Annotated in this window: 22 protein-coding genes; 8 read left to right on the top strand and 14 right to left on the bottom strand. The window is 58.4% G+C overall.

Features of this window, described 5'->3' with window-relative positions; all coding sequences use genetic code 11:
* Positions 1-2: 2 nt before the first annotated feature.
* Positions 3-896 carry a TRAP transporter small permease subunit gene (locus tag MF268_RS12335; RefSeq protein WP_238371176.1) on the bottom strand — a complete coding sequence of 298 codons (894 nt, stop codon included), beginning with the start codon at positions 894-896 and terminating at the stop codon, positions 3-5.
* Between the two features lie 76 nt (positions 897-972).
* A complete protein-coding gene (locus MF268_RS12330; protein ID WP_238371175.1) occupies positions 973-2,061 on the bottom strand; it encodes a TRAP transporter substrate-binding protein in 1,089 nt (362 codons plus the stop codon).
* Between the two features lie 684 nt (positions 2,062-2,745).
* Between MF268_RS12330 and MF268_RS12325 the strand changes: the two genes are divergently transcribed.
* Genes MF268_RS12325 through ilvN form a run of 3 tightly spaced genes read left to right on the top strand, consistent with a single transcriptional unit; the run spans position 2,746 to position 5,732 of the window.
* Positions 2,746-4,500: an acetolactate synthase 3 large subunit gene (locus MF268_RS12325; RefSeq protein WP_238371174.1), complete on the top strand. Its 1,755-nt coding sequence runs from the start codon at positions 2,746-2,748 to the stop codon at positions 4,498-4,500.
* Positions 4,500-5,117 (top strand): hypothetical protein, encoded by a 618-nt coding sequence (locus MF268_RS12320; protein WP_238371173.1) that lies wholly within the window; start codon positions 4,500-4,502, stop codon positions 5,115-5,117. The genes MF268_RS12325 and MF268_RS12320 overlap by 1 nt, the downstream gene beginning before the upstream one ends.
* A gap of 54 nt (positions 5,118-5,171) precedes the next feature.
* Positions 5,172-5,732, top strand: coding sequence for an acetolactate synthase small subunit (ilvN, locus tag MF268_RS12315; RefSeq protein ID WP_238371172.1), 561 nt, complete (start codon positions 5,172-5,174; stop codon positions 5,730-5,732).
* A gap of 60 nt (positions 5,733-5,792) precedes the next feature.
* Here ilvN and MF268_RS12310 read toward each other — a convergent pair whose 3' ends face one another.
* Entirely contained in the window at positions 5,793-6,119 is a 327-nt protein-coding gene (locus MF268_RS12310) for a hypothetical protein (protein ID WP_238371171.1), read from the bottom strand.
* Positions 6,120-6,374: 255 nt separating this feature from the next.
* Between MF268_RS12310 and MF268_RS12305 the strand changes: the two genes are divergently transcribed.
* The 3 genes from MF268_RS12305 (at position 6,375) to MF268_RS12295 (ending at position 8,668) form a co-directional block, all read left to right on the top strand.
* Positions 6,375-7,172 carry a helix-turn-helix domain-containing protein gene (locus tag MF268_RS12305; protein ID WP_238371170.1) on the top strand — a complete coding sequence of 266 codons (798 nt, stop codon included), beginning with the start codon at positions 6,375-6,377 and terminating at the stop codon, positions 7,170-7,172.
* A gap of 102 nt (positions 7,173-7,274) precedes the next feature.
* Positions 7,275-8,447 (top strand): aromatic ring-hydroxylating oxygenase subunit alpha, encoded by a 1,173-nt coding sequence (locus MF268_RS12300; RefSeq protein ID WP_238371169.1) that lies wholly within the window; start codon positions 7,275-7,277, stop codon positions 8,445-8,447.
* Positions 8,444-8,668: a hypothetical protein gene (locus MF268_RS12295; protein ID WP_238371168.1), complete on the top strand. Its 225-nt coding sequence runs from the start codon at positions 8,444-8,446 to the stop codon at positions 8,666-8,668. Before MF268_RS12300 ends, MF268_RS12295 begins: the two co-directional genes overlap by 4 nt.
* Here the strand turns inward: MF268_RS12295 and MF268_RS12290 are convergent, their stop codons facing one another.
* The 6 genes from MF268_RS12290 to MF268_RS12265 all read right to left on the bottom strand — a co-directional run bounded on the left by MF268_RS12290 (position 8,669) and on the right by MF268_RS12265 (position 17,385).
* Positions 8,669-9,418: a DUF2189 domain-containing protein gene (locus tag MF268_RS12290; protein WP_238371541.1), complete on the bottom strand. Its 750-nt coding sequence runs from the start codon at positions 9,416-9,418 to the stop codon at positions 8,669-8,671.
* A 68-nt stretch (positions 9,419-9,486) separates the two neighbouring features.
* A complete protein-coding gene (locus MF268_RS12285) occupies positions 9,487-10,878 on the bottom strand; it encodes an amidase (protein WP_238371167.1) in 1,392 nt (463 codons plus the stop codon).
* A 166-nt stretch (positions 10,879-11,044) separates the two neighbouring features.
* Positions 11,045-12,166: a peptide chain release factor 2 gene (gene prfB / locus MF268_RS12280; RefSeq protein ID WP_088632458.1), complete on the bottom strand. Its 1,122-nt coding sequence runs from the start codon at positions 12,164-12,166 to the stop codon at positions 11,045-11,047.
* A gap of 95 nt (positions 12,167-12,261) precedes the next feature.
* Positions 12,262-14,814: a penicillin-binding protein 1A gene (locus MF268_RS12275; RefSeq protein WP_238371166.1), complete on the bottom strand. Its 2,553-nt coding sequence runs from the start codon at positions 14,812-14,814 to the stop codon at positions 12,262-12,264.
* A 127-nt stretch (positions 14,815-14,941) separates the two neighbouring features.
* Positions 14,942-16,159, bottom strand: a complete 1,218-nt coding sequence (locus MF268_RS12270; protein WP_238371165.1) for an N-acetylmuramoyl-L-alanine amidase — start codon at positions 16,157-16,159, stop codon at positions 14,942-14,944.
* A gap of 77 nt (positions 16,160-16,236) precedes the next feature.
* On the bottom strand, positions 16,237-17,385 hold the full coding sequence (locus MF268_RS12265; protein ID WP_238371164.1) for a pyridoxal phosphate-dependent aminotransferase: 1,149 nt from the start codon (positions 17,383-17,385) through the stop codon (positions 16,237-16,239).
* Positions 17,386-17,760: 375 nt separating this feature from the next.
* On the opposite strand from MF268_RS12265, the gene MF268_RS12260 reads away from it, so the two are divergent.
* Positions 17,761-18,519: a DsbA family protein gene (locus MF268_RS12260; protein WP_238371163.1), complete on the top strand. Its 759-nt coding sequence runs from the start codon at positions 17,761-17,763 to the stop codon at positions 18,517-18,519.
* Here MF268_RS12260 and MF268_RS12255 read toward each other — a convergent pair whose 3' ends face one another.
* The 5 genes from MF268_RS12255 to hemA form a co-directional block, all read right to left on the bottom strand.
* On the bottom strand, positions 18,520-19,191 hold the full coding sequence (locus MF268_RS12255; protein WP_238371162.1) for an RES family NAD+ phosphorylase: 672 nt from the start codon (positions 19,189-19,191) through the stop codon (positions 18,520-18,522).
* A 4-nt stretch (positions 19,192-19,195) separates the two neighbouring features.
* Positions 19,196-19,711 carry an MbcA/ParS/Xre antitoxin family protein gene (locus MF268_RS12250; RefSeq protein ID WP_238371161.1) on the bottom strand — a complete coding sequence of 172 codons (516 nt, stop codon included), beginning with the start codon at positions 19,709-19,711 and terminating at the stop codon, positions 19,196-19,198.
* Positions 19,712-19,768: 57 nt separating this feature from the next.
* A complete protein-coding gene (ispG, locus tag MF268_RS12245) occupies positions 19,769-20,890 on the bottom strand; it encodes a flavodoxin-dependent (E)-4-hydroxy-3-methylbut-2-enyl-diphosphate synthase (RefSeq protein ID WP_238371160.1) in 1,122 nt (373 codons plus the stop codon).
* A 110-nt stretch (positions 20,891-21,000) separates the two neighbouring features.
* Positions 21,001-22,251, bottom strand: coding sequence for a helix-turn-helix domain-containing protein (locus MF268_RS12240; protein ID WP_238371159.1), 1,251 nt, complete (start codon positions 22,249-22,251; stop codon positions 21,001-21,003).
* 127 nt (positions 22,252-22,378) lie between these two features.
* Positions 22,379-23,602, bottom strand: a complete 1,224-nt coding sequence (hemA, locus tag MF268_RS12235) for a 5-aminolevulinate synthase (protein WP_238371158.1) — start codon at positions 23,600-23,602, stop codon at positions 22,379-22,381.
* Between the two features lie 508 nt (positions 23,603-24,110).
* On the opposite strand from hemA, the gene MF268_RS12230 reads away from it, so the two are divergent.
* Positions 24,111-25,490 (top strand): M20/M25/M40 family metallo-hydrolase, encoded by a 1,380-nt coding sequence (locus MF268_RS12230; protein ID WP_238371157.1) that lies wholly within the window; start codon positions 24,111-24,113, stop codon positions 25,488-25,490.
* The last annotated feature ends 127 nt before the right edge of the window (positions 25,491-25,617 follow it).

Below are 25,617 nucleotides of genomic sequence, written 5' to 3'. Positions count from 1 at the left end.
CCTTAGTGTGTGCCTTCGTAGGCTTCTTCGCCCGCGCCCAGCGTGTCACGGTCGAGATACTTGTTCTCGCTCTCTTCGCCCTCGCGGAATTCCAGCAGCGAGCGATAGAAGAACGCGATCGCATGGATCAGCACCATGCCGGTGAAGATGACCATCAGGATCTTGAAGAGGAAATAGCCGTTGAATCCGTTCGGCGAGAAGCCGATGGTTTCGACGTTCCATTTGACGATCTGCGCCTTGCGCAGCATCAGGTCGAGCTTGTCGGTCGCCGACACTTTTGGCGTGATCATGTTCCGCCACAGGAAGAACCACGCATAGAGCCATGTCAGCACCGCCGCGGGCACCATGAAGAAGATAGACCCGAACATGTCGATGATCTTCTTGGTGCGGAATTTCACGACCGAATAGACAAGGTCGACGCGCACATGACCGCCTTGCACGAAAGTGTAGGTGACGCAAAGCGCAACGACCATCGCGTTGTAAAGCTTGAGTTCTTCAGTGAACCATCCAACCGACTGGGTGAAACCGAAGCCAACCGGTGAAATGGTAAGTTCGCCGAGGCGGAAGATCGATTGCAGGAAAACGATCATCACCTGCTGCAGGACCATAAGCAGACCGACCCAGGCCGCCGTGCGCCCAACCGTGTTGGCGAACCCTTCAAGCACGCGCACGCAGCCCCACATAAAGGCCGGGCGGATCAACCCGATGATGGTGATCACCAGAACGATGTCGAAGACGGCAAAGAAGAGTTCGACCGAGGCGCCGTAATAGATGAACCGGATCAACGCCTGCTTGTCGGACCAGTCCAGCCAGAGGGCGGGATGGGAGAGGGCATAGAATATGTTGTAAAAGCCAAGCGCAATATTCTGCACCAGCCAGATCAAAGCGTCGCCCATTCGGATTTGCCCCTAGGTCTGAAAAGGTCGCGCGCGGAGACCGCGCGCGACCGGTTTATAACACGTTTGAAGCAGATTACATCGACGCAAGAACGCGGTTGCGCTCGCGCGAGTAGAAGCTGTCGGACACCGAGAGCCAGCCCGAGGAGGCGCGCATCGACGCCTGCGCGGAATCGTGGATCTTCTTGAAGGTGTCATCGCTGGTGTAGCCGTTAAGCAGTTCCACCGAAGCCGCACCGAAGGCATCCCAGACATCGCTGGAGAATTCGTGGATCTGCGTGCCGCCCGATTTCAGACGCTCGAGCGCGGGGCCGTTGTTCGCGATGAACTGTGCATAGTTGGCCTGGTGCGCTTCACCGGAAACCACCTCGATGGCTTTCTGCTGCGCCGGGGTCAGGCTGTTGAACACTTCAAGGTTGACCGCAACCGACAGGGCCGCACCGGGCTCGTGGAAACCGGCCGGGTAGTAGTGCGGACAAACTTCCTGCAAACCCAGCTTTTCGTCCGACCACGGGCCGATCCATTCGGTCGCGTCCAGAGCACCGGTCGACAGCGCCTGGTAGATTTCGCCGCCCGGCAGAACCTGAACCGAAGCGCCCAGTTTCGACAGGGCTTCGCCGCCCAGACCGGGCATACGGAACTTGAGCCCCTTGAAATCGTCTGCCGAGGTAACCGGGTTGCGGAACCAGCCACCACCCTGCGCGCCTGTCTGACCTGCGAGGAAGGAACGGATACCAAAGATTTCACCCAGTTCGTGGTGCAGCGCCATGCCGTCCTGACCATAGTACCAGGTCATGATTTCCGGCGCGGTCATGCCAAAGGGAACTGCGGTAAAATAAGCGAAGGCCGGGTGCTGACCGACAAAGTAGTAATCCGCACCGTGGTACATGTCGGCCTGACCTGCAGTCACGGCGTCGAACACTTCCAGCGCGCCGACGAGTTCGCCCGCGGCCTTGGCTTCAACCGTCACCTGCCCATCGGTGATTTCGGTGATGCCCTGCGCGACGCGCTCGACCGAATCCCAGACACCGGCAAGGCCGCGCGGCCATGTGGTCACCATCGTAAGGGTCCGCTTGCCCTGCGCATAAGCTGGTGCGGCCAGGGTTGTGGCGGCAGCTGCAGTGCCACCCATTGCCGAAGTCTTCAGAAAAGAACGACGATCCATAGAGTACTCCTCCCATGAACTTTTTTGTTATGCCCATGCTCTTGCGACAGGGCGGTTCGTTAAAGTGTAGCTACACTACTGAAAGGGGCTTCAAAGGGAATACCCCTAACGCTCGGTAAGCGCACAGATTTTCAGCCGCGCCCGATTTTTTTTGCCCAAATGTCGCACAACCCTTATCCAAACCTTGCACAAATGTTGCGGGCCTCCCCAGCGGGCTCTGCCAGATGTTGTCAGCGGCCAGCTTTCTGAGAAATGATTCGCCACTCGGATGGCCGCCCACGGTCGCGACGGCATGCCCGTCTCAGCCAAAATACAGACGAAAGCACCGACCGCGCCGCAGACCTGCTGGCGTTTGACACGTAAATTCCTAACAGAGGACCACGCTTATTACCGAAAATGTCGCATTACGCGCGCCTTGCGCAATAAAACGTCAAAAAATGCGCATCCAGCATCACTTTTTCTTCTCGATTGCCTGTTGACGCCCCTGCATCACACCCATAAAGTCCGCCCAGCACAAAGGAGTCTCTAGGAATGAAAAGCCTAGTCGTCATCGTAGGAAGCATGCGCATGGGCCGGTAACGGTAAACCATATTAAGACCCATGCGCCTCCGACACCCTCGGGGGCTTTTTTGTGTTCAAGGACAGGTTTGGAAAACCGGTGATGTCGCGGATGGAGCTAGACAGATGAAACGAGAAATGACCGGCGCAAAGATGGTCGTACAGGCGCTCAAGGATCAGGGCGTCGATACGATCTTTGGCTACCCGGGTGGGGCCGCTCTGCCCATTTATGACGAGATCTTTCAACAGAATGACATTCGCCACATCCTGGTGCGTCATGAACAGGGTGCCGTGCACGCTGCCGAAGGCTATGCCCGCTCGACCGGCAAGGTCGGCGTCGTCCTCGTTACCTCGGGGCCCGGGGCCACGAACACCGTGACCGGCCTGACGGACGCGCTGCTCGACTCCATTCCGATTCTCGTGATCACCGCGCAGGTGCCGACCTTCCTGATCGGCTCGGACGCGTTTCAAGAGGCCGATACCGTCGGCATCACGCGCCCCTGTACGAAACACAACTGGCTGGTCAAGGATACCAACGCGCTTTCAGGTGTCATTCACGAGGCATTCCACGTGGCGACCCACGGGCGCCCCGGTCCGGTCTTGATCGACCTGCCCAAGGACGTCCAGTTCGCCACCGGCACCTATGAGGCGCCGAAACCCTCGACCTCGCATTACCAGCCGCGCGTCAAGGGCGACATGGAAGAGATCACCGAACTGGTGGCCGCCATCGAAAAAGCCAAGCGCCCGGTCTTTTATACCGGCGGCGGCGTCATCAACTCGGGCCCGGCGGCAAGCCAGCTTTTGACCGAACTGGTGGATGCGACGAACATCCCGGTGACCTCGACCCTGATGGGTTTGGGCGCCTACCCGGCGAGCGGCAAGAACTGGCTCGGGATGCTGGGTATGCACGGCCTATACGAGGCCAACCTCGCCATGCATGGCTGCGACCTGATGATCAACATCGGCGCACGCTTCGACGACCGGATTACCGGACGCATCGATGCTTTCAGCCCGAAATCGATCAAGGCGCATATCGATATCGATCCTTCCTCGATCAACAAGGTGATCAAGGCCGATATTCCCATCGTCGGTGACGTGGGCCATGTGCTTGAGGACATCCTCAAGGTCTGGAAATCGCGCGGCCGCAAGACAGATACTGAGGCGCTGGTGAAATGGCACCGCCAGATCGACGAATGGCGCAAGGTGAATTGTCTTGCCTACACGGCTTCGGAGACCTCGATCAAACCGCAATACGCGCTGCAACGGCTCGAGGCGCTGACCAAGGATCGCAAGGACCGTTTCATCACGACCGAGGTCGGCCAGCACCAGATGTGGGCGGCACAGTTCCTTGGCTTTGAACAGCCTAACCACTGGATGACCTCCGGGGGACTTGGCACAATGGGTTATGGCTTCCCCGCGTCGATCGGCGTTCAGATGGGCCATCCTGATGCGCTCGTCATCAACGTCGCGGGCGAGGCTTCGTGGCTGATGAACATGCAGGAAATGGGCACCGCCGTGCAGTACCGTCTGCCCGTCAAACAGTTCATCCTGAACAATGAACGGCTTGGCATGGTGCGCCAATGGCAGGAACTGCTGCATGGCGAGCGCTACTCGCAAAGCTGGTCCGAGGCCCTGCCCGATTTCGTCAAGCTCGCCGAAGCCTTTGGCGCCAAAGGCATTCTTTGCAAGGACCCCAAGGATCTGGACGACGCGATCATGGAGATGATCAATCACGACGGTCCAGTGATCTTTGATTGCCTTGTCGAAAAGCACGAAAACTGTCTGCCGATGATCCCGTCGGGCAAGGCTCACAACGAGATCCTGCTTGGCAATGCCCAGACGCAAGACATCATCGACACCAAGGGGTCGGTTCTGGTCTGATGCGGGGTCTGCGCCATCTTGCACTGGCCTTTGGCACGTTCCTTGGCCTGACCTTTCCCGGTCAGGCGCAGGAATTCGCCGGGCTTGACGTGGGACAACCGTTTGCCAATTCGGCGCGGCTGGGCATTCCGGCCGGACAGCAAAAGCATCTTGGCTATGACGTCAAACGCTGGATGCGCCCGAACGGGATCGACCTGTCGGTCACCGGCGTGCCCGGCGGACCGATTGTCTACATGGAAAGCTTCCCCCGCCCCGAGGCCCCGGCCATTCCGGGCGAGGGTCTGCGTTTCAAGGTGACGACACTTGGCAAGGCGCTCGAAATGCTGGGCGCACCTGGGTTCTATTATACCGGTCGAGGGCAGATGGCGACGTTCGGGCCCAACGACGTATGGTTCCATTCCTACGCGCTGCACGACCGGCACGACGTCATCGTGACCTTTGCCTTTGCGGCTCCAACCCAGAACCGTCGATATAACCCCGACGGCACGGTGATCGAAAACACGAACGCGCTGCTCGATAGCATGATCATCGCCGATTACGGCTATCAGCTGCGCATCTGGGGAGGCGAGGCCATCGCCCGCCCCGGTTATCAACGCATCAACCTGAATTACCAATAACGGGCACCGCCCCATTCTCGCCGCCCCGCGGGACACAAGACGAAAGGTTCACCGATGAACGCCCTACAGATCAAGAAAGGCGCGACCAAACATTCCGCCTATAACCTGCGTCCAACCTTCTCCGAAATCGAGGAACGCCACACGCTCGCCGTGCTCGTCGAGAACGAACCCGGGGTGCTGGCCCGCGTGATCGGACTATTTTCCGGGCGCGGCTACAACATCGAAAGCCTCACCGTGGCCGAAGTCGACCACACCGGACACCTGTCGCGCATCACCATCGTGACCAAGGGCACGCCGCAAGTGATCGAACAGATCAAGGCGCAGCTGGGTCGCATCATCCCGGTGCACGAGGTGCATGACCTCACGGTCGAAGGCCCCTCGGTCGAGCGCGAATTGGCGATGATGAAGGTAGTCTGCGATGGCGACAAACGGGTCGAGGCACTTCGGCTCGCCGACATCTTCCGTGCCAATGTCGTCGATACCACGCTGCACAGCTTTATTTTCGAACTGACAGGCGCCCCGGAAAAAATCGACGCCTTTGCCGATCTCATGCGTCCGTTGGGTCTATCCGAACTGGCCCGGACCGGCGTTGCCGCCCTGTCACGCGGCGAATAAGACAAAGTTACGGGCGTCCGTGCGAACCGGGCGCCTTTGTCTAATACTACTGTTCGAAGATTAAGCCTTCAGATCTGCCATCTCGGCAAATTCGATGATCTTGGCGCCGCCGTGATCGACCGGTACTTTGTCGGCGTTGGCGCGGTTCAGCGCCCGAGCGAGACAATCGGCCAGCGGATTAACACCACCCTCGACGACCAGTCGCGGGTTATGCGCATAGCGTTGCTGCGCGTTCTGGGTGATATCGAACTGCACCCAGTCACCGGCATGGATACTGCCCGCACCATGCTCTGCGGTCTGGCGACAATAGGCCAGATCACCCTGATCCTCACACCAGATTACTGCCTGACGCTCGCTCCTGTCGCTCCAAAGCACAATTCCGTACATATCCGGCCTTTCGTCCTAAATTAGACGTTGTGACATATGTTTACAGGTTCACATTGAGTTAAAATGCGCCTTCTCAACAAGTGTAATTGGAAAACTTTAACTTGAAATTTGTGTCACATTTGAGCACATATGACGTTAGTTAGCCACAATTATGACACTATTTGGCGTCAGAGCTTGAACAAGGAAAATTGTTTGGTGTTAGACTGACTTGGCCTTATTCTTTAAGAGCTTTTTCGAGAGCGGCTTAGGACAGAGATGAACCAGATATCCAGATCCCCGGCTGATCTTCGCGACATGTTCGGCGCGAACCTGCGCCGATTGTCCAAGCGCTATAGCTCAATCTCAGAACTTTCCCGCCAACTGGGCATCAACCGGACACAATTTAACCGGTACTTGTCCGGCGAAAGCTTTCCTAGACCGGATGTGCTAGACAGAATCTGTCGGTTTTTCGGCGTCGACGCCCGGATCCTCCTCGAACCCGTTGAATCGCTCACCACCAACAACCACGTCATCAGCGGTCCGTTCCTGTCGGATTTCCTCGCCAATGGAACGCGCAACATCCCCGAAGAATTTTTTCCCTCCGGTTTTTACTGTTTCTACCGTCGCAGTTTCCTGAACACTTCTCTGTTCCTGCGCGGTCTCGTGCATGTGTCTCGCTCTGACCAGATCACCCATGTGCGCGGCTTCGAGGCACGTGAGGCGATGCGCAGCCAGGGGCTGTCCGAAGATCTTCCGTCGCGCGAATTCCGCGGCTATGTCGCGCGTACCGAAGACGGCGTGACCATGATGATCTCGCGCCGTCACGCACTCAGCTCCACCTTCAATTACCTGTCTCGCATATCGTCGTTCGAGAACAACTTCTGGTCCGGCTACGTGTCGCGCTCGATGCGCGAAAGCCCGGGTGGCATTCGTGTCACGCGGATGATCTATGAATATCTGGGCAAAGGCTGCGCCAAGGCGCTGCCGACCGCCAGAAACTGCGGCTTCATTCAGGAAAGCGACCTGCTGCCATTTCACCGGCGCCTTCTGCAGCCAGATGAACCTTTCGCCTGAAACGACCCGATTTGTCGCCATGAGACAGGTGCAGGTCGTGAATTAATCGGACAAGAAGGCATTTCCTGCAGAAACTGACCCCGTCAAAAGGGGAAAAATGCCATGTCCAGTGAACCGACAAATCTCTCCGCCGTCCGTCGGCCGATCGAAACGGCCAATGGTCTCCCGAACGCCCATTACACCGATCCGGTCGTTTTTGCCGAAGAGACCCAAGCGCTTCTGGCCAGCCAGTGGGCCGGGCTTGCCGTGGCGGGAGATGTGCCGGAGCCGGGCGATGCGGTGCCGCTGGAATTCTTTGGCATGCCGCTGTTGTTGATCCGTGACCGCGATGGCGCGGTGCGCGTGTTCCAAAACATCTGCCGCCACCGGGGCATGATCCTTGTAGATGCGCCCCGCAAGATCGAAGGCGCGATCCGCTGCCCCTATCACAGCTGGTGCTATTCAACGCAAGGCAGGCTCGTTTCAACGCCGCATGTGGGTGGCCCCGGGCAAAACAAGCACGAAGGTATCGACCGCGCGACTCTTGGCCTGATCGAGGTATCCTCGCATGTATGGCGCGACATCGTCTGGATCAACCTGTCAGGCACCGCCCTGCCCTTTGAGCAGGCCATGCACAAGATGATCGACCGCTGGGCGGAATTCGACCAACCGCTCTTTCACGGCGGCGACGACAGCCGTTTCGACCTCTCCGTCAACTGCAACTGGAAACTTGCGGTCGAAAACTACTGCGAGAGCTATCATTTGCCTTGGGTACACCCTGGGCTGAACAGCTATTCCCGTCTGGAAGATCACTATCACATCGAGGAAACCGGTGAATATTCCGGTCAGGGAACGCTCGTGTATCGCCAGATCCGATCAGAAAAGGATGGCAGCGTGTTTCCCGATTTTGACGGACTCAGCAGCAAGTGGAATGAGGCGGCCGAATATATATCGGCCTTTCCCAATGTCCTGCTGGGCGTACACCGCGATCATGCCTTTGCGATCATACTGACCCCGGAAACCTATGATCGCACCACGGAACATGTGCATATTTACTATGCGACCCCGGATACCGACCCCGATCTGCGCGCCCGCAATACGCACCAGTGGAAGCAGGTGTTCGAAGAGGATATCTTTGTCGTCGAAGGCATGCAGAAAGGCCGCCACAGTCCGGGTTTCGACGGCGGGCGGTTCTCACCTGTGATGGACGGACCGACCCACCTATTCCACGACTGGGTCGCGCTCAAGATGGATCAGCATCGAAACGGCTCACAGGGTATCCGGGCCGCAGAATGACTGCGCCGACCGGCTCGCTCGAAACGCGCCTTCTCGAAGCTCATGCGCAGGACGACCGCACGGCCTTGGTCGCCCTTTATGCCGAGGCTGCCGATACGGCGAACAACCCGACAGCCTCGGGCTTTTACCTGACGCATGCTTATGTCTACGCGCTTGAGACGGCGCATCCTCTGGCGGAAAAGTTGCATTCCCGGCTTGTCGCCGAAGGGCGGGATACCTGATCAGTCGGGATCTGGCCCGTAGCTCAGTAGGCTGTAGAAATGCCAAGTCGCATGCCCCAAGAGCGGCAGAACAAGGAACAACCCGATGAAATAGGGCAACAACGCCCAAAAGGTTATGATCGCGATCAGGAAAGCCCAGCCGAACATGACAAGCGGGTTGGCCAGAACGTATTGAAACGACGCGATCATCGCGGTCACGAAATCCACCTCGCGATCCAATAGCATCGGCAGGGACAGCACCGTGATCATGTAAAGCAGCGCGGCAAACCCAGCCCCGACAAAGCTGCCGACCAGCAACATCACCAGCCCGTTCGCGCTGAAGAAGACCTCGTAGGAAGACGACACGTTCGTCATGACCGACAGGCCCATAAACAACGCAAAGATCATATGCCCAAGAAAGAACCAGAACAAAAATACCACGACAATGATGGCGCAGATCGACGGAAGCTGTCGGCGGCTTTGCTGAAACACGACGCCAAAAATTTCGGACGCCCGTAGGGGCTCGCCGGTTTCGAGCCTCCGTGAGACCTCGTAAAGACCAACCGCAGCAAAGGGGCCAATCAGGGGAAAGCCGATTGCCGCAAGCACCAGCCAGAAAGTCGTGCCGGTTGCATAGGTCACGGCAAGCATGGCCCAGCCGCCCAGCACATAGAACCCGGCAAAGCCCAGCCCGTAGAGCGGCGCGCGTGTCAGATCGGACAGGGCTCGCCCCAGAATGGTCTTGATGTCCTGCCATTCGGCCCGGCGCATTTCCGGTGTACCGAAATCATACTCTTTGTGTACAGGTATCACCCCCCATTTTCCTCCCCTTTTCGTGGCTAGAACGCCGGACGCTTGCCGGGCCAGCCTGTCGCTTCGTGATAGGTCTCACCCATGCCCAAAATCTTGAGGTCGCTGTCCCGTGGACCAAAGATCTGGATACCCGCAGGCAATCCGCTCTCTCCAAACCCAGCGGGCATGGCGAGAGCGGGCAGTCCCAGCAGGCTTACCGGCGTTACCACCTGCATCCAGCGGTGATAGGTATCCATCGCGATACCGTTGATCTCGGTCGGATAAGGCTTGTTCACGTCAAAAGGCCAGACCTGTGCGGTTGGCAGAACCAGCGCGTCATACTGCTCGAACAGGGTCGCAGCGACCTTGAACCAGTCCGAGCGGATGACGCTAGCGCGATGCACCTCCATCGCACTCATCGAGAGTCCGCGGTCAAGTTCCCAGATGGCCGTATCCTTGAGCACCTCGCGTTCGAGGAGCTGAAGCCCGGCCGCAACCGACCATGACCGCAGATTGATCCAGCTTTCCCAAAGCGCGTCCGCGGAAAACGGCGGTGCAACATCCTCGACAGTTGCACCGAGTTTTTCATAAACGCCAAGCGCTTTGCGAGACAGATCGAGGATGCCGGGCTCTGTCGGAAAGGCGCCACCCCAGTCGCCTAGCCAGCCGATCCGCATCCCCTTGATATCCAAGGGTTTCAATGGCGCAGCAGGTGTATTGTCGGCCCGATGCGGCAGGCGAGGATCGGGTCCGGACATGACATCGAGCAGTATAGCGATATCGGCGGGGCTGCGCGCCATCGGGCCAAGGGTTGCAAGCTGGTGCAGGAAGTTATCGCCTATGGGTTCGCTCGGCACCCTTCCGAAACTGGGCCGGAAGCCGTAGACGTTGCACCAGCCTGCCGGGTTGCGCAGGCTGCCCATCATGTCTGACCCGTCCGCCAGCGCCAGCATGCCCGTCGCCAGTGCCGCTGCGGCACCGCCAGACGACCCGCCACAGGAAAGCTCTGGGGCATAAGGGTTGCCCGTCGCCCCGTAGACCGGGTTGAAGGTATGCGATCCAAGGCCGAATTCGGGCGTGTTGGTCTTGCCAATCAGGATTGCCCCGGCCGCGCGCATACGCGCTGCGACAAGATCATCCTTTTCTGGCACGAAATTCGCGAACTTGGGAGAGCCATGCGAGGAAACGATGCCTTTGACGTCCATCAGATCCTTGATGGCAATCGGCAAGCCGTGCAGCGGGCCCCTGCTCTCTGCCGCATCGGCCCTTCGCGCTTCGGCCAGCAGATCATCGGCCTCGCGCAGCGCGACGATGGCATTGACCTTGGGGTTCACCTCGGCAATTCGCGCGAGCGTTTCCTGCATCAAGGTCTCGGCGCTCAGGGCGCCCGAGCGGAGATCTGAAAGAAGTGATGCAGCGGAAACGGGGGAGAGATTCATCGGCAGGCCTTAGATAGTTCTACGCAAGCCTATCCTCTGGTTTTTCCGCTGAAAAGCAGTAGTGACATGTCCGGCGGTTCAAACCGCCGATCACGGACATGCCTTTTCGGGCGGACGCATGATCGGGGATGCGACCGCTATCGATGGAAAAGAGCGGAGGTCTGGTTTAGCCCTGTGCTTCGGCCCGGCTTTTGCCTGAAACGTCGAGTGCGAGGGTCGCGGCCATGAAACCGTCAAGGTCGCCATCGAGCACGCCCTTGGTATCCGAGGTTTCGTGGTTGGTCCGCAGATCCTTGACCATCTGGTAGGGCTGAAGGACGTAAGAGCGGATCTGATTGCCCCAGCCAGCGTCGCCCTTGGCTTCGTGCGCTTCGTTGATCGCGGCGTTACGGCGATCAAGCTCCATCTGGTAAAGCCTTGATTTCAGCGCTTTCATGGCGATGTCGCGGTTCTGGTGCTGTGACTTTTCAGAGCTGGTCACCACGATGCCCGTCGGCGCGTGGGTGATCCGGACCGCCGAGTCCGTCGTGTTCACGTGCTGACCGCCTGCGCCCGAAGACCTGTAAGTATCGATACGGATATCCGCCGGGTTCACTTCGATCTCAATATTATCGTCCACCACCGGATAGACCCAGACAGAGCTGAAAGAGGTGTGCCTCTTGGCCGCCGAGTCAAAGGGGGAAATGCGCACTAGCCGGTGCACGCCGGATTCCGACTTGAGCCAGCCATAGGCGTTCGGTCCGGAAATCTTGTAGGTGGCGGATTTGATCCCCGCCTCTTCGCCTGCGCTTTCAGCCTGAAGTTCGACCTTGTAGCCCTTTTTCTCGGCCCACCGGACATACATCCGCGCCAGCATCGATGCCCAGTCGCAGGACTCGGTTCCGCCCGCGCCCGAGTTGATTTCAAGGAAAGTGTCGTTGCCGTCGGCCTCGCCGTCGAGCAGCGCTTCGAGTTCCTTTTCAGCGGCCTTTTTCGACAGGGTTTTCAGCGCCTCTTCGGCGTCCGAGACGACCTCGGCATCGTCTTCCATTTCACCCAACTCGATAAGCTCGAGATTATCGGCCAGATCCTGCTTGATGCTTTGATAGGTATCCATCGCATCGACCAGCATCTGCCGATCCCGCATCAGCTTCTGCGCAGCTTCGGGATCGTTCCAGAGGTTCGGGTCCTCGACGCGGGCGTTGAATTCCTCAAGCCGGTGCGGCGCGGTTTCCACATCCATCCGCTGGGCCAGCAGGTCCAGTGATTTTTCGATCTCGGCCACGGTGTTCTGGGTCTCGGCGCGCATGAATATCCTGCCATCGGGGTTGGTGTTCGGGGGTGATACAGCAGGCCCGTGGACCGGGCAAGGGCAGCCGGTCAACTAGCTGCCCTGCACCTCTTTTAATAAAGCCCGCCCGAGCTGACGGTGCCGAAATCCGCCTTTGGCCCTACGACCGCAGTTTCCCCGGTCGATGTGGTAACCTGTCGACCGGTCTGCCCGACTTCTTCAAACATCGGCAGGTTCGATCCCATCGCAAAGCCACCGTCGAAGGCGAGACCAAAAGTCGGCTCCCACCCGTCGCGGAAATACTCGGCGACGACATAAGGCCCGCTCGCATCATCCGGCAGACGCATACCGGTGTAACGGTCGATCTTGATAAAGTGGCCACCGGGCGGCACGTCGAACGGGCCACCGCCAAATTTTTTCACCGCTTCGGTCATGAATTCCTGAAACACAGGGCCGCACATGGAAGACCCGTAGGCACTGCGACCCAAGGGACGCGGCCGGTCATAGCCGATATAGCAGCCAGCGACGATGTTGCTGGAAAAACCGATAAACCACACATCTCGCGCGTCGTTGGTCGTACCGGTCTTGCCCGCAATCGGCACCGGCAGGTTCACGGCGCCCGACGCAGTGCCGCGATCAACCACGCCTTTCATCATCGATGTCAGCTGATAGGCGGTCACCGCATCCATCACCCGGTTGCGATTGCTGACGATGCGCGGGGCCTGCCCGGTCATCAAGTTTGTGGAGTCGCAATCGACGCAGTCGCGTTTGTCATGACGATAAATGGTCTTGCCATAGCGGTCCTGAACCCGGTCGACGAGCGTTGGTTCGACGCGTTCGCCGCCGTTGGCAAACATCGCATAGGCCGCGACCATCTTGTAAAGCGTGGTTTCCTCGGACCCGAGCGAGTTGGCGAGGAATGTGCCCATGTGATCGTATACGCCGAAACGTTCCGCGTAGCCGGCCACGACCTCCATCCCGATTTCCTGCGCCAAACGGATGGTCATCAGGTTCCGGGATTGTTCGATCCCTGTGCGAAGCGGCGTCGGCCCGTAATACTTGTTGGATGAGTTGCGCGGACGCCAGAGTCCCTGGGGCGTGTTGATTTCGATCGGGGCGTCGACCACAATGGTTGCCGGGCTGTAGCCACTGTCGAGCGCGGCGGCATACACGAAGGGCTTGAATGAGGACCCCGGCTGGCGCTGCGCCTGCGTAGCGCGGTTAAAGACCGAATCCTGATAGGAGAAACCGCCCTGCATGGCGATGACGCGACCGGTGTTTACGTCCATTGCCATGAACCCGCCCTGAACGTCCGAAACCTGACGGAGCGTCCAGCGGATGAACGACCCATCGCTGTCGTCGGTCATCGCACGGACCAGAACGACGTCGCCCACCGAAAGGATATCGCCGGCGGTGCTGGCCTTTTTCGCCAGCGTGCCGTCCGCGTTGCGCTTGCGCGCCCATTGCACATCCTTTGCGGTGATCCAGTGGCCGTCTTCGTCCTCTTCGACGCCTTCAATGCCGATGCGGGCGTCGCTGTCGCCGACACGCAAAACCACTGCCGGGTGCCAGACACCATCGAGTTCCACGTCGCGCGGAACGGAGGCATTCGACAGCGCCTCGCGCCAGGATGCCTCATCGCTCAGCTGGTCCTCGGCAACCTTGTCGTAGGTGCCGTGCCAGATGCCCCTGCCCCGGTCGTATTTCTCAAGCTGGCGCTGAAGCGCGGCCTCGGCCACGACCTGCATTTCCTCGTCGATCGTCGCGCGGACCGTAAAGCCGCCGGTAAAGAATTCGCCCTCGCCAAAGTCCTCGCTCAGTTGGCGCCGGATCTCATCGGTAAAGTAGCTACGCGGCGGCAAGGCGGTACGGAAACCTTCGAAATCGCCGTTCTGGACCGAACGAACGGGCTGGGCGACTTCTTCTTCATAGACAGCTTGAGTGATATAGCCGTTCTCTCGCATTTCACGCAGAACATAATCCCGGCGCTGCTGGAGCCGTTCCTTATTGCGCACCGGATGGAAATCCGACGGTGCCTTGGGAAGCGATGCAAGGAACGCGGCCTCATGCGGTTCGAGCTGGCCAAGCGTCTTGTTGAAATAGGTCTGGGCCGCGGCAGCGACACCATAGGAGTTCTGCCCGAGGAAGATCTCGTTCAGGTAAAGTTCGAGGATCTTGTCCTTGTCGAGCGTTTCTTCGATCCGCGTTGCAAGGATGATCTCCTTGATCTTGCGCTCGGCCCGACGGTCGCCAGAGAGCAGGAAGTTCTTCATCACCTGCTGCGTGATCGTCGAAGCACCGCGCACGTTGTCGCCACGCGACCGAACCGCTTCGATCGCAGCCGCAGCGATGCCGCGCAAATCATAGCCGTGGTGGTTGTAGAAATTCTTGTCTTCGGCAGAGATGAAGGCTTCTTTCACCAGTTCTGGGATTTCATCCGATGGCACGAATAGACGTCGTTCGCGGGCGAATTCGTCGATCATCTTGCCTTCGCCCGAATAGATCCGGCTGATCGTCGGGGGCTTGTACTGGGCAAGGGATTCATGGCTGGGCAGGTCACGACCGTACATCCAGAATACGCCGCCAACGCTGAGCGCGACCATGGCGATGCCTAGCGTCAGCGCGGTAAAGATTGCGCCGAAAAAGGATAAAATGAACCTGATCACGTGCCTGTCCTAACTCGTCAATTGGGCCCTATATAAGCCTGTGCCCCAACAGGGTCAAAACACGATGCGGTTTGCCAGCGGCCAATTCACGCCCATCGGGCATACAATCCGTTCCCGCTCCTGCGTATTACTGACGCACCAGCGGGCGCACCGCCTCGTCCGCCTCGCGCCAGCGGATAAGGCCGTTTCGAATTCCCCGCGCCATTTTCTGCCGCCATTCCCGATTCTGCAGATTTTCGAGATCACGCGCCGAAGAGATAAAGCCGATCTCGATCAGAACCGATGGGATATCGGCCGCCTTGAGGACAGAGAACGCGGCCGAGCGCAAGGGGCGGCTGTTCATCGGCGCGCCGGTTTCGGCAATCCCGTCAACGAGCGACCGGGCCAGCGTCCGGGTACGCGGAGAGGTTTCCTGTCGGGCGAGGTCAAGCAGCACATCCGTCACCACATCATCCGCCGAACTGAGATCGACGCCGGACAGTAATTCGTCCCTGTCGTGACGCTCTGCCAGTTTGGCGCTCGCCGCATCCGAGGCGTCGCGGGAAAGGAAATGCACCGTTGCCCCGTGGGCCTGCCCTTCGGCGAGGGAATCTGCATGAAGCGAAACGAAAACATCGGCCCGGGCCTGATGCGCGATGGCCACCCGACGTTCGAGTGAAACAAATCGATCATCCTCGCGCGTCAGAACGACCTCGAACCCGCCAGCCCGCAGAAGTTCCTCGCGCAGCTCGCGCGCGAAGGTCAGCATAAGGTTCTTTTCGTCGAGCGTTTCGGTTTCCGCGCCCGGATCTATGCCCCCATGGCCGGGATCGAGCACCACAAGCAACGGCGCATCAGGTCCGCGCCGCGCGGCGGGAGCGACATTTTCCGGCGGAGGAAGATCCCAACCCGCCGTTTTTGGGGCGCCGGTCTGGGCGGCAAAAGCCTCTTCGGTAGTCGGAAAAAGGCGCACGATCAGGTGAGCCGCCTGGCTTTGGCTGTCGACGGTCATGGCAACCCGGGAAACCTTCATCGGCTGCGCCAGTTCAGCCACAAGCCGCGACCATCCCGGCACGTAACCGCCGAACTGAACCTGTTTGATATGTTCGCCAGTTAGAAGTTCATCCGATCTCACCCCGCTCCAGTCGATCTCTTGGAAATCCAGCACAAGGCGCGGCGGGCCGTCGAGGGTAAAGACGCGATATGGGACCCCAAGATTCAGAAACAGGTCGATGCGCGCACCTTCGCCCTCGTCGGCGATACGGCTGCGTTCCGTGTCGACGCGGGTCAACGCGTTGAAAGATTGTGCAGCAAGGGAGCCAGCATATAAAAGTGCGACCGCCAGCGCTGCGATTAATCTGCTCATTCCGCCAATTCCATTTCGGGGCCTGTATCCCGCCCTTTTCGGTCACCCTAGCCCAAACGCATCGCGTATGGAATGTCTCAGCCGCCTTGACGCTGGGCCATGAAGCGCTTCAGGCGCGCGAGCCCCTCGCGGATGTCGTCGGTGCTGCGGGCATAGGAAAGACGTAAAGTTGTCGCACCGCGCATTGGGTCGAAATCGAGCCCCGGCGTGACAGCCACCCCTGCCTGATTGAGAATCTCTGCCGCGAAGGCACGGCTGTCATTCGTATGCGCGCTAACGTCCGCATAGACATAAAACGCTCCGTCAGGCGGTGCGATGTCCGTAAATCCCGCTGCGGGCAGACCTTCGAGCATGAGGCGTCGATTCTCCGCGTAGACCGCGAGGTTCGCCTGCAGCTCCTCCTCGCAATCCATCGCGGCGAGCGCCGCGATCTGGCTGGCGTGAGGCGCGCAGATGAACATGTTCTGCGCCAGTCTTTCCAGCACGCGCACGTGATCCTCGGGGACGACCATCCAGCCGACCCGCCAGCCGGTCATGGAGAAGTACTTGGAGAAGGAATTGATTACATAGGCATCATCGCTGATCTCCAGCGCGGTGACGGCTTTCGCCTCGTATTCGACGCCGTGATAGATTTCGTCAGAGATGAAATGCGCCCCCTGCGCCGCCGTCGCGTCGATCAAGGTGGAGAGGGCCGAACGGTCGAGCATCGTCCCGCTCGGGTTGGCCGGAGAGGCGACCATAAGCCCCTTGAGGTTCAGATCCGCAACATCCTCGGCCACTGGTTGAAGACGGTTTTCTGCGGAGGTCGGAAAATCGACCGGCTCAAGATCGAGCGCGCGCAGGATCTGCCGATAGGACGGGTAGCCGGGCGCGCCAATACCTACCCGGTCGCCGGTATCGAACAGGGCGGTGAAGGCGAGGATGAAACCACCCGACGAACCGGGCGTGATCACCACTCTCTCGGGGTTGAGGTCGACATCGTACCAGTCGCCATACAGCCGCGCGATCCGCTGGCGTAAGGCAGGCAGACCAAGCGCCACTGTGTATCCCAGTGAGCTTTCGCGAAGCACATTCGACAAGGCATCTATCGCACCTGAAGGCGCACCGGTCCCCGGTTGTCCGACCTCCATGTGGATGATGCTTTTCCCCGCATCCTCCGCACGGCGGGCGGCATCCATCACATCCATCACGATAAAGGGATCAACTTGCGAGCGTTTGCTAACCATCTGTCTTCCTGAAGAGTCTGCGTCGCCCCGGACCGACGGTTCGGGGAGGTCCCTCTGTCATAAGTTGCCCCAACCGGTTGAACAAATCGAAAATAACAATCCGTCTGGTCAGGCTGAGTGACACGAAAAACCCTTTAAAATTCTCAATTTCCGCCTCTGAAAAGCTGATTTTGAACGCGAATACTGCTGAATAACAACCATTCAGGAACGCAGCTCGGCAGTCGGGACCAATCACAAATCGGGGAAAAGATTGCGGTCGGGTTGAGTTTCTTTCCCGCGTCTTTCATGGTGCCTCATCGGCGCTTGCCCTGATCGTTCCGCTGATCCGATCTGTGCAGACCAGCCGCCATTAGGCAGAAACGAAAAGGTAAACCCATGATCCGCAAAGCTGCAAAGGCCTTGCTCGCAACCACCACCGCTCTTGTCCTGAGCGTACAGGCCGCTTTTGCCTTTGACCCGGCAAACATGACTGAACAGGAACGGACGGCTTTCGACGCCGCGGTGCGGTCCTACCTGCTGGAAAACCCCGAGGTCATCGTCGAGGCGATCAATCTCATGGAACAGCGCAATGCCGAACAGCAGGCGGCTGCAGATGACGAATTGGTCGCAGCCTATTCAGACGAGCTGTTCAATGACAGTCACTCTTGGGTGACCGGCAATCTCGATGGCGATATCGTTCTTGTTGAATTCATGGATTATCGCTGCGGCTATTGCCGCCGGGCTGTGCCCGAAGTTAATGCATTGCTTGAGGATGACGGCAATATCAAGCTGATCATCAAGGAGTTCCCGATCCTTGGCGAGGCTTCCGTGATCTCTTCGCGCTTTGCGATTGCAACGCTGCAGGTCGCGGGCGACGACGCCTATGGGCTTGTTCACAATGCGCTTCTCGAGCTCAACGGCGAGATCAACGGCGTGACCCTGCGCCGCCTTGGCGAAGAGCTTGGCCTTGATGTGGATGCCATCATGGATCACATGGACAGCGACGAGGTAACGTCGGTCATCGTCACCAACCGTCAGCTGGCACAGGCACTCAAGATCAACGGGACCCCGACATTCATCCTCGTCGATGAAATGCTGCGCGGCTATCTTCCTGCCGACCAGATGGCCGAGATCATCGCCGAAAAACGCAGTTGATCAATCGCTTAGCTGCTCGACGAAAATCTTTCCGCTAATACCGACGCGGGCCCGCCAATGGCTGGCCTGCGTTACTTTTTCAACCTGCCTCGGCCGATAGCAGACGAAATTCCAGCCGCCCGGATCTCTCTGGCTGTCATAGCTGATCCCGGTGCCACCGCTGGCGCGGACCTGTTCACCAAAGACCTGACCAGCCATGTAACTGTCCGGGTCATGCAGATCGGGAGCGGCGCCACGGATGTCAATGAACATGCCGTCCAGACTGGCTGAGTAAGCCCGGTATTCTTCCGTTTTCTCTTCTAGCCCCGACAGTGCAACTTCCTGCCGTAAGCCGTTCAGCACTTCGATCAAAGCGGTTTCGACATGCGCCGCCGCATACCACGCCCCAAGATCAGACCCCGCAAAACGAGTTCCGGACGGGCTGCCATGCAGAAAAGCCGCCATCACGACGCTCGCATTTGAGCGCCCATAGACCCACTCGGAAGGATCCAAACGATGCAGCCTGTGAGAGACGATCCGGTCGTTGGTCCATCCTTCCAGCTCCATGGCCGATTCAAGGTCTCCTGCCTGCGTCACGGTATCAAATGCATCGATAGGCGGAAACCGGCTGGGGATCACGCGATAGGTGGTGTCCGGCGCCGAAACCTTTGGGAAATCGTCCTGTCCAGTCAATGGATCAACCAAAGACGACGGTGTCGCGCGTCACAGGTTCGATGACCTGACCTTTTACCGGCATGCTCGCGCTTCCGCCGCGCCAGGCATCGAGGTAGCGGCGCACCAGCATAAGCCCGTCCTGCGTTCCTGACCTCATGAGGTCGACCGGCGCCTGCCCCGAAAAAGGTAGCCCACGATGGGGGCCACTGAGCCAAACGAGCGCCTGATCCTGTTTCTGAAACAGAATGCTCAGGGCCTTGTGAATTCCCAGCACGGCGGAGATCCGCAGCAGCATGTCGAGGCTCAGCGAGATATCATCTCCATCCTGCGCCTTGCGAACCCAGTTGTAATAGGCAGATCGCGACGGATGGCCCAGAACGGCAAGTCGATCTTTTTCGCTCAGCTTCCACTGATCGGCGATCACAAGAAAGCTGCGCAGTCCCGGACCGCTCAGCCGTTTTCGGTGAGCCGGTCCCATATCCTGCGGCGAAACTACATCGACGGGATGATCGTGTTTCTTGATCGCGGGTTCGGCCATATCAAAGCCTCCATGTCTGCAAACAAACATAGCGTCCAAATATGGATATTTCAAGTGTTACTCGGCAGCCTCGGCCATTGCGTCAAGCTCGGCGGCCTTCTTTTCCACCTGTTCGACGATGTGATCGATCATCGCATCATTGCCCATTTTGTGGCTTTGCTTGCCCGCCAGATAGACCATGCCCGACCCCGCACCACCGCCGGTAAAACCGACATCCGTCATCAATGCCTCGCCCGGCCCGTTTACGACGCAGCCAATGATGGAAAGGCTCATCGGCGTCTTGATATGCTCAAGTCGTTTCTCAAGCGCCTCGACCGTCTTGATGACATCGAACCCCTGTCTCGCGCAGGAGGGGCACGAGATGATGTTCACCCCGCGATGACGAAGTCCGAGCGATTTCAGAATTTCGAAACCGACCTTGACCTCTTCGACCGGATCAGCGGAAAGGCTGACCCGAATGGTATCGCCGATGCCCATCCACAGCAGATTCCCCAAACCTATTGCAGATTTGATGGTACCAGACATCAATCCACCGGCTTCGGTAATGCCCAAATGCAAAGGCGCGTCCGTTGCTTCGGCTAGCTGCTGGTAAGCGGCTGCCGACATGAAGACATCGGAGGCTTTGACGCTGATCTTGAATTCGTGGAAATCGTGATCTTGCAAGATCCGGATATGCTCGAGACCGGACTCCACCATCGCGTCCGGGCAAGGCTCCCCATATTTTTCGAGCAGGTGTTTTTCGAGGCTCCCAGCATTCACACCGATGCGGATGGAACAGCCATGGTCTCGCGCGGCAGAGACGACTTCGGCCACGCGGGTCTTGTCACCGATGTTACCGGGGTTGATCCGCAGGCAGGATGCGCCCGCCTCGGCAGCCTCGATCCCGCGTTTGTAATGAAAATGAATATCGGCCACGATCGGTACGGGGCTTTCCGCCACGATTTCCTTGAGCGCCTTGGACGAGGCCTGATCCGGTACAGAGACCCGTACGATGTCAGCGCCTGCCTCGGCCGCGGCCTGAACCTGAGCGATGGTTGCCGCGACATCCGTCGTCAGCGTGTTCGTCATGGTTTGCACGGCAATCGGCGCGTCACCGCCAACTGGTACATTGCCAACCATGATCTGACGGGATTTGCGGCGGTAAATGTCCCGCCATGGGCGGATACTGTTCAACGACATGGGATCTGGGCCTTTGCAATAGCGATGCGGCGCACCGTTCCAACTTGGCGTAGAGATAACTCTCTCAGCCCCTGGCTGCAACGGCAGCTTGTTTCAGGCAAGTGGATTCGTCAGTCGCTTACCGGCGTTGCAGCCAGACCAAGCGCCTCGGCATAGCGGATCAAACCTTCGTCCCGCTGCATATCGGCAGGGAGATAGGTTTCCTGCAAACTGGCGATCGACAGCGGCAGATTTGATGTGACAGCGCCGGCCTCACCAACCGGCCCGTAGAACTTCTCGCCCATCGCAAAGTAAATCGCGCCGCTTTCGCCGGTCCGAAGTGTCGGAGGTTCCTCTGTCAGAGGTGCTTCCCATGTTTCGCCGGGCTGCATTGTCTTTTCGAAGATAACGGTGCCATCAGCCGATCTTACGCGCACCCAAGACGGGCGTACCGCGACGACCTGCAAGGCTGGCGCAACAGGTTCAACAACTTGCGGGACATTCTCAGTCACGTTCCGAGCTTGCTGCGGCTCAAGGCTCGCGATGATCATGTCGACGTTTTCCGAAAGATCGACAACTTCAGGCAGGCTGGGCTGGTTTAGCATACCCACGTTGCGCGGATCGAGAGTAGAGATCGGACCGTCGCGCGCCACAAGCACCGGAACATCCAGCGCCTGCGGGCGATATAGCCGGTCAAATGCATCTGCGTCGGGCACGTTGATGGCTGTAGAATCGGTTTCACTTTCCGAAAGCGCCGGGCGCGTAGCTTCGGCAAGCGGATCGAGATCGGCCAGAACGACAGGCGCCTGTTCAACGGGAGCGAACTGGACCTGCTGGACTTCTTTCAGAACCGCCCATCCACCATAACCGATGCCGCCGATCAGCGCCAACAGCACCAGCGTCGACCCTACGGCGCGCGGTTCAATCTGGCTGAAAAAGGAATCGGCACCCGGAACAAAGGGCGTGTTCGGCGCGGTAAAAGGATCACGAGGGGCAGCGACAGACTTGATGCCTTCTTCCTTGCCGCTTTTCTTTACGACAGAAGCCTCGGCGGACATGCCATGCGCAACCGCGAACCCGCTTTCCTGACAGAAGTTATGGAAGGCCTCGTCCGGGTTCATGCCCAGATAGCGCGCATAAGACCGCACGTAACCGGCAATGAAACCGGGCGTGTCAAAGGCAGAAGGATCGGAATTTTCAATGGCAGCTATATAGGACGCCTTGATGCGCAATTCTCGCTGCACATCCAGAAGGCTTTTGCCCATCGTTGCGCGTTCACCGCGCATCGTGTCACCAAGACGCAATTCAAAGTCGTCAAACCCTTTGGGCTTGACGACACTCAGGTCATCTTCTGATTTGCGCTGTACTTTGCGCCCAATCATGCCTGCCGCCCCATCTGCTCTTAATGCCCTAGTCGCAGCGTTTTGGAATCGTCCCATCGATTCGTCTACGCTTTTTGTTGCTAAGACTTTAACACACGGCCTTTAGCTTGGATACAAAAGGCGGCAATTATCCGGCAAGATCGGCGCGATTAAGCGCACAATGAGACCAAAGCGCATCCATTGCGCGCACAAGGCGATCCATTTCCTTGGGTCCGTGCACCGGCGACGGCGTGAAACGAAGCCGCTCTGTGCCGCGCGGAACAGTCGGGAAATTGATCGGCTGCACATAGATACCGTGGTCCTGCAACAGCATGTCGCTTAGTATCTTGGTGTGGACCGGATTACCGACCATGACGGGCACGATATGCGAACCGTGGTCGATGATCGGAAGTCCCATCGCCTTGAGACGCGTCTTGAGGATGCGCGCCTGTGTCTGATGCTGTTCACGGATCTCGGGCGTCTTCTTGAGATAGGCGACCGACGCTGCCGCGCCGGCTGCAACCGCCGGCGGAAGCGAAGTTGTAAAGATGAATCCAGGCGCATAAGACCTTATGGCATCACACATTTTTGCGCTTGCTGCGATATAGCCGCCCATCACGCCATAGGCTTTGGCAAGGGTTCCGTTGATGATATCGAGGCGATGCATCAGGCGATCACGCTCGGCCACGCCACCACCGCGAGGTCCGTACATGCCGACCGCGTGAACCTCATCAATATAGGTAAGCGCGCCGAATTCATCGGCGAGATCGCAGATCGCCTCGATCGGGCCAAAGTCGCCATCCATCGAATAAATGGATTCGAAAGCGATGAGTTTCGGGGCATCCGGGTCGTCGGCTTCGAGCAGTTCGCGAAGGTGATCCAGATCATTATGCCGGAAGATGCGCTTGGCCCCGCCATTACGGCGTACGCCTTCGATCATCGACGCATGATTTAATGCATCAGAATAAATGATCAGGCCGGGGAAAAGTTTGGGGAGTGTCGAAAGTGTCGCATCATTCGCAATATAGGCAGAGGTAAAGAGCAGCGCCGATTCCTTGCCGTGCAAATCGGCCAGTTCCGCCTCTAGTCGCTTATGATAGACAGTCGTACCTGAAATGTTCCGCGTTCCGCCGGAACCGGCGCCGGTTGCTTCAAGCGCCTCGTGCATCGCGGCCAGAACGACCGGGTTCTGTCCCATGCCAAGGTAATCATTGCCGCACCAGACCGTGATATCGCTTTCACCGCCATCGGGGCGCGTCCATACCGCATGCGGGAAGTTGCCGTTACGGCGTTCGATGTCGATAAATGTCCGATAGCGACCTTCATCATGCAAACGCTGGATCGCGTCATCTAATTTAGCGGTGTAATCCAACCGGCTGCTCCTTCACTTCTGGCTGATCCCGTCGGCAATATTCAGATCATCGCCACGCATTCGCATCGCGGTGTACTTAGAGGACCTATTCTTCTCGATCAACCAAATACGCCCGGGCAGCATGTCGCAGCCTTGATATGGATCAACTGATTTCGCCATGCCGGACCCATTTCGCCAAGTATTGAATTCCAGACTGTGCCAAGTCTGTCGAATAAGGCATTCTGCTCCTTGTTAGCGAGTAGTGTATTTCACGATCAAGTTCTTAGTAGGTAACATTATATTTGTTAAATTCGTTAGGAACATTGCTTCTTAAGTACTGATTGCAGTTGCTGCACGCTGTTTCGTGCTGCGGAGAACCATCGTTGTCGCCACGCTGCCCTCCTCCTCCTCGGCACGCCTGAACTGCGGTGGTTCTCTTTCTCGCGCCCGAACTGCAAAGCCGGGGCTCTGGACACCGGATTTGCGACTGGTAGTTTGGCGCCAGAAACTGATGAAAAGGCTGCGTCACATGTCTCTTGACGATGTTCTCTCCCGTATCGATGCGGATCTGCCCGCCGCGACCGACCGATTGCTGGAACTGCTGCGAATTCCTTCGATTTCGACCGATCCCGCGTTTAAGGCAGACTGCGACCGGGCGGCAGACTGGCTGGTCGCGGATCTCAACAGCCTCGGGATCGCAACCGAAAAACGCCAGACGCCCGGGCATCCGATGGTTGTCGGACACCTGGACGGTGAAGGTCCTCACCTGTTGTTCTACGGACATTACGACGTGCAGCCCGTCGATCCACTGGAGCTCTGGGACCGTGATCCCTTTGATCCGGAAGTGCAGGATACCCCCAAGGGCAAAGTCATCCGTGCGCGCGGTGCGGCGGATGACAAGGGTCAGCTCATGACCTTTATCGAGGCCTGCCGTGCGTGGAAAGAAATCAACGGCTCCCTGCCCTGCAAGCTGACGTTCTTTCTCGAAGGCGAGGAAGAGTCCGGCTCACCTTCGCTTGTGCCGTTCATGAAAGAGAACGCAGATGAGTTGAAATCGGACATTGCGCTGATCTGTGACACCGGTCTTTTTGAGAGCCGGGTTCCGGCCATCACCACGATGCTGCGCGGCCTTCTGGGCGAAGAGCTGACGATCACCGGACCGTCCCGCGACCTGCATTCCGGCATGTACGGCGGTGTTTCTATGAATCCCATCCGTGTATTGTCGCGCATCATCGCGTCCCTGCATGACGAAACCGGCCGGATCACTGTGCCCGGCTTCTATGATGGCGTGCCGGAACTTCCGGATGAGATGCGCCAGCAGTGGCAGGGGCTCGCGTTCGATCACCAGTCTTTCCTTGGCGATGTCGGCCTTTCCGAGCCGGCCGGCGAACAGGACCGGACACCGCTGGAAATGATCTGGGCACGTCCGACCTGCGAAGTGAACGGAATCTGGGGCGGCTATACCGGTGCCGGGTTCAAGACCGTGCTGCCATCGGAAGCCCATGCCAAGATCAGCTTCCGGCTTGTCGGCACGCAGGACCCGCTGAAGATCCGCGAAAGTTTTCGCAAGATGGTGCAGGATATGCTGCCACCCGATTGCTCGGTTGAGTTCAAGGCACATGGCGCGTCTCAGGCAGGTGCATTCGACACGTCGGATCCGGTGTTCGAGCAGGCCCGTCAGGCGCTCTCCGACGAATGGCCGGATGAGGCCGCATTGATCGGCTGCGGCGGGTCGATTCCGATTGCGGGACATTTCGACCGCATTCTTGGCACAACGCCGATGTTGATCGGGTTTGGCAAGGACGACGACCAGATTCATTCGCCCAATGAGAAATACGACATGGAAAGCTTCCACAAGGGCATCAGAAGCTGGGCGCGTGTGCTCGCGGCATTGACCAAGTCGAACTGAAAACAGGTGGTGCGGTCAGCCTGAATGCTGGCCGCATCGTTTTTTTCCTAGCTGCCATATCGTAGATGACGACGACAGTTTGCAAAGCGATCAGGCCTTCATTCTGCTTCATGCCTGCATCATTACC

The organism is Heliomarina baculiformis (assembly GCF_019966545.1).
In the GTDB taxonomy this organism is placed as follows: Bacteria; Pseudomonadota; Alphaproteobacteria; order Rhodobacterales; family Rhodobacteraceae; genus Heliomarina; species Heliomarina baculiformis.
Note: the sequence above shows the minus strand (reverse complement) of the source record. Positions and strands in the feature narration are given on the sequence as shown.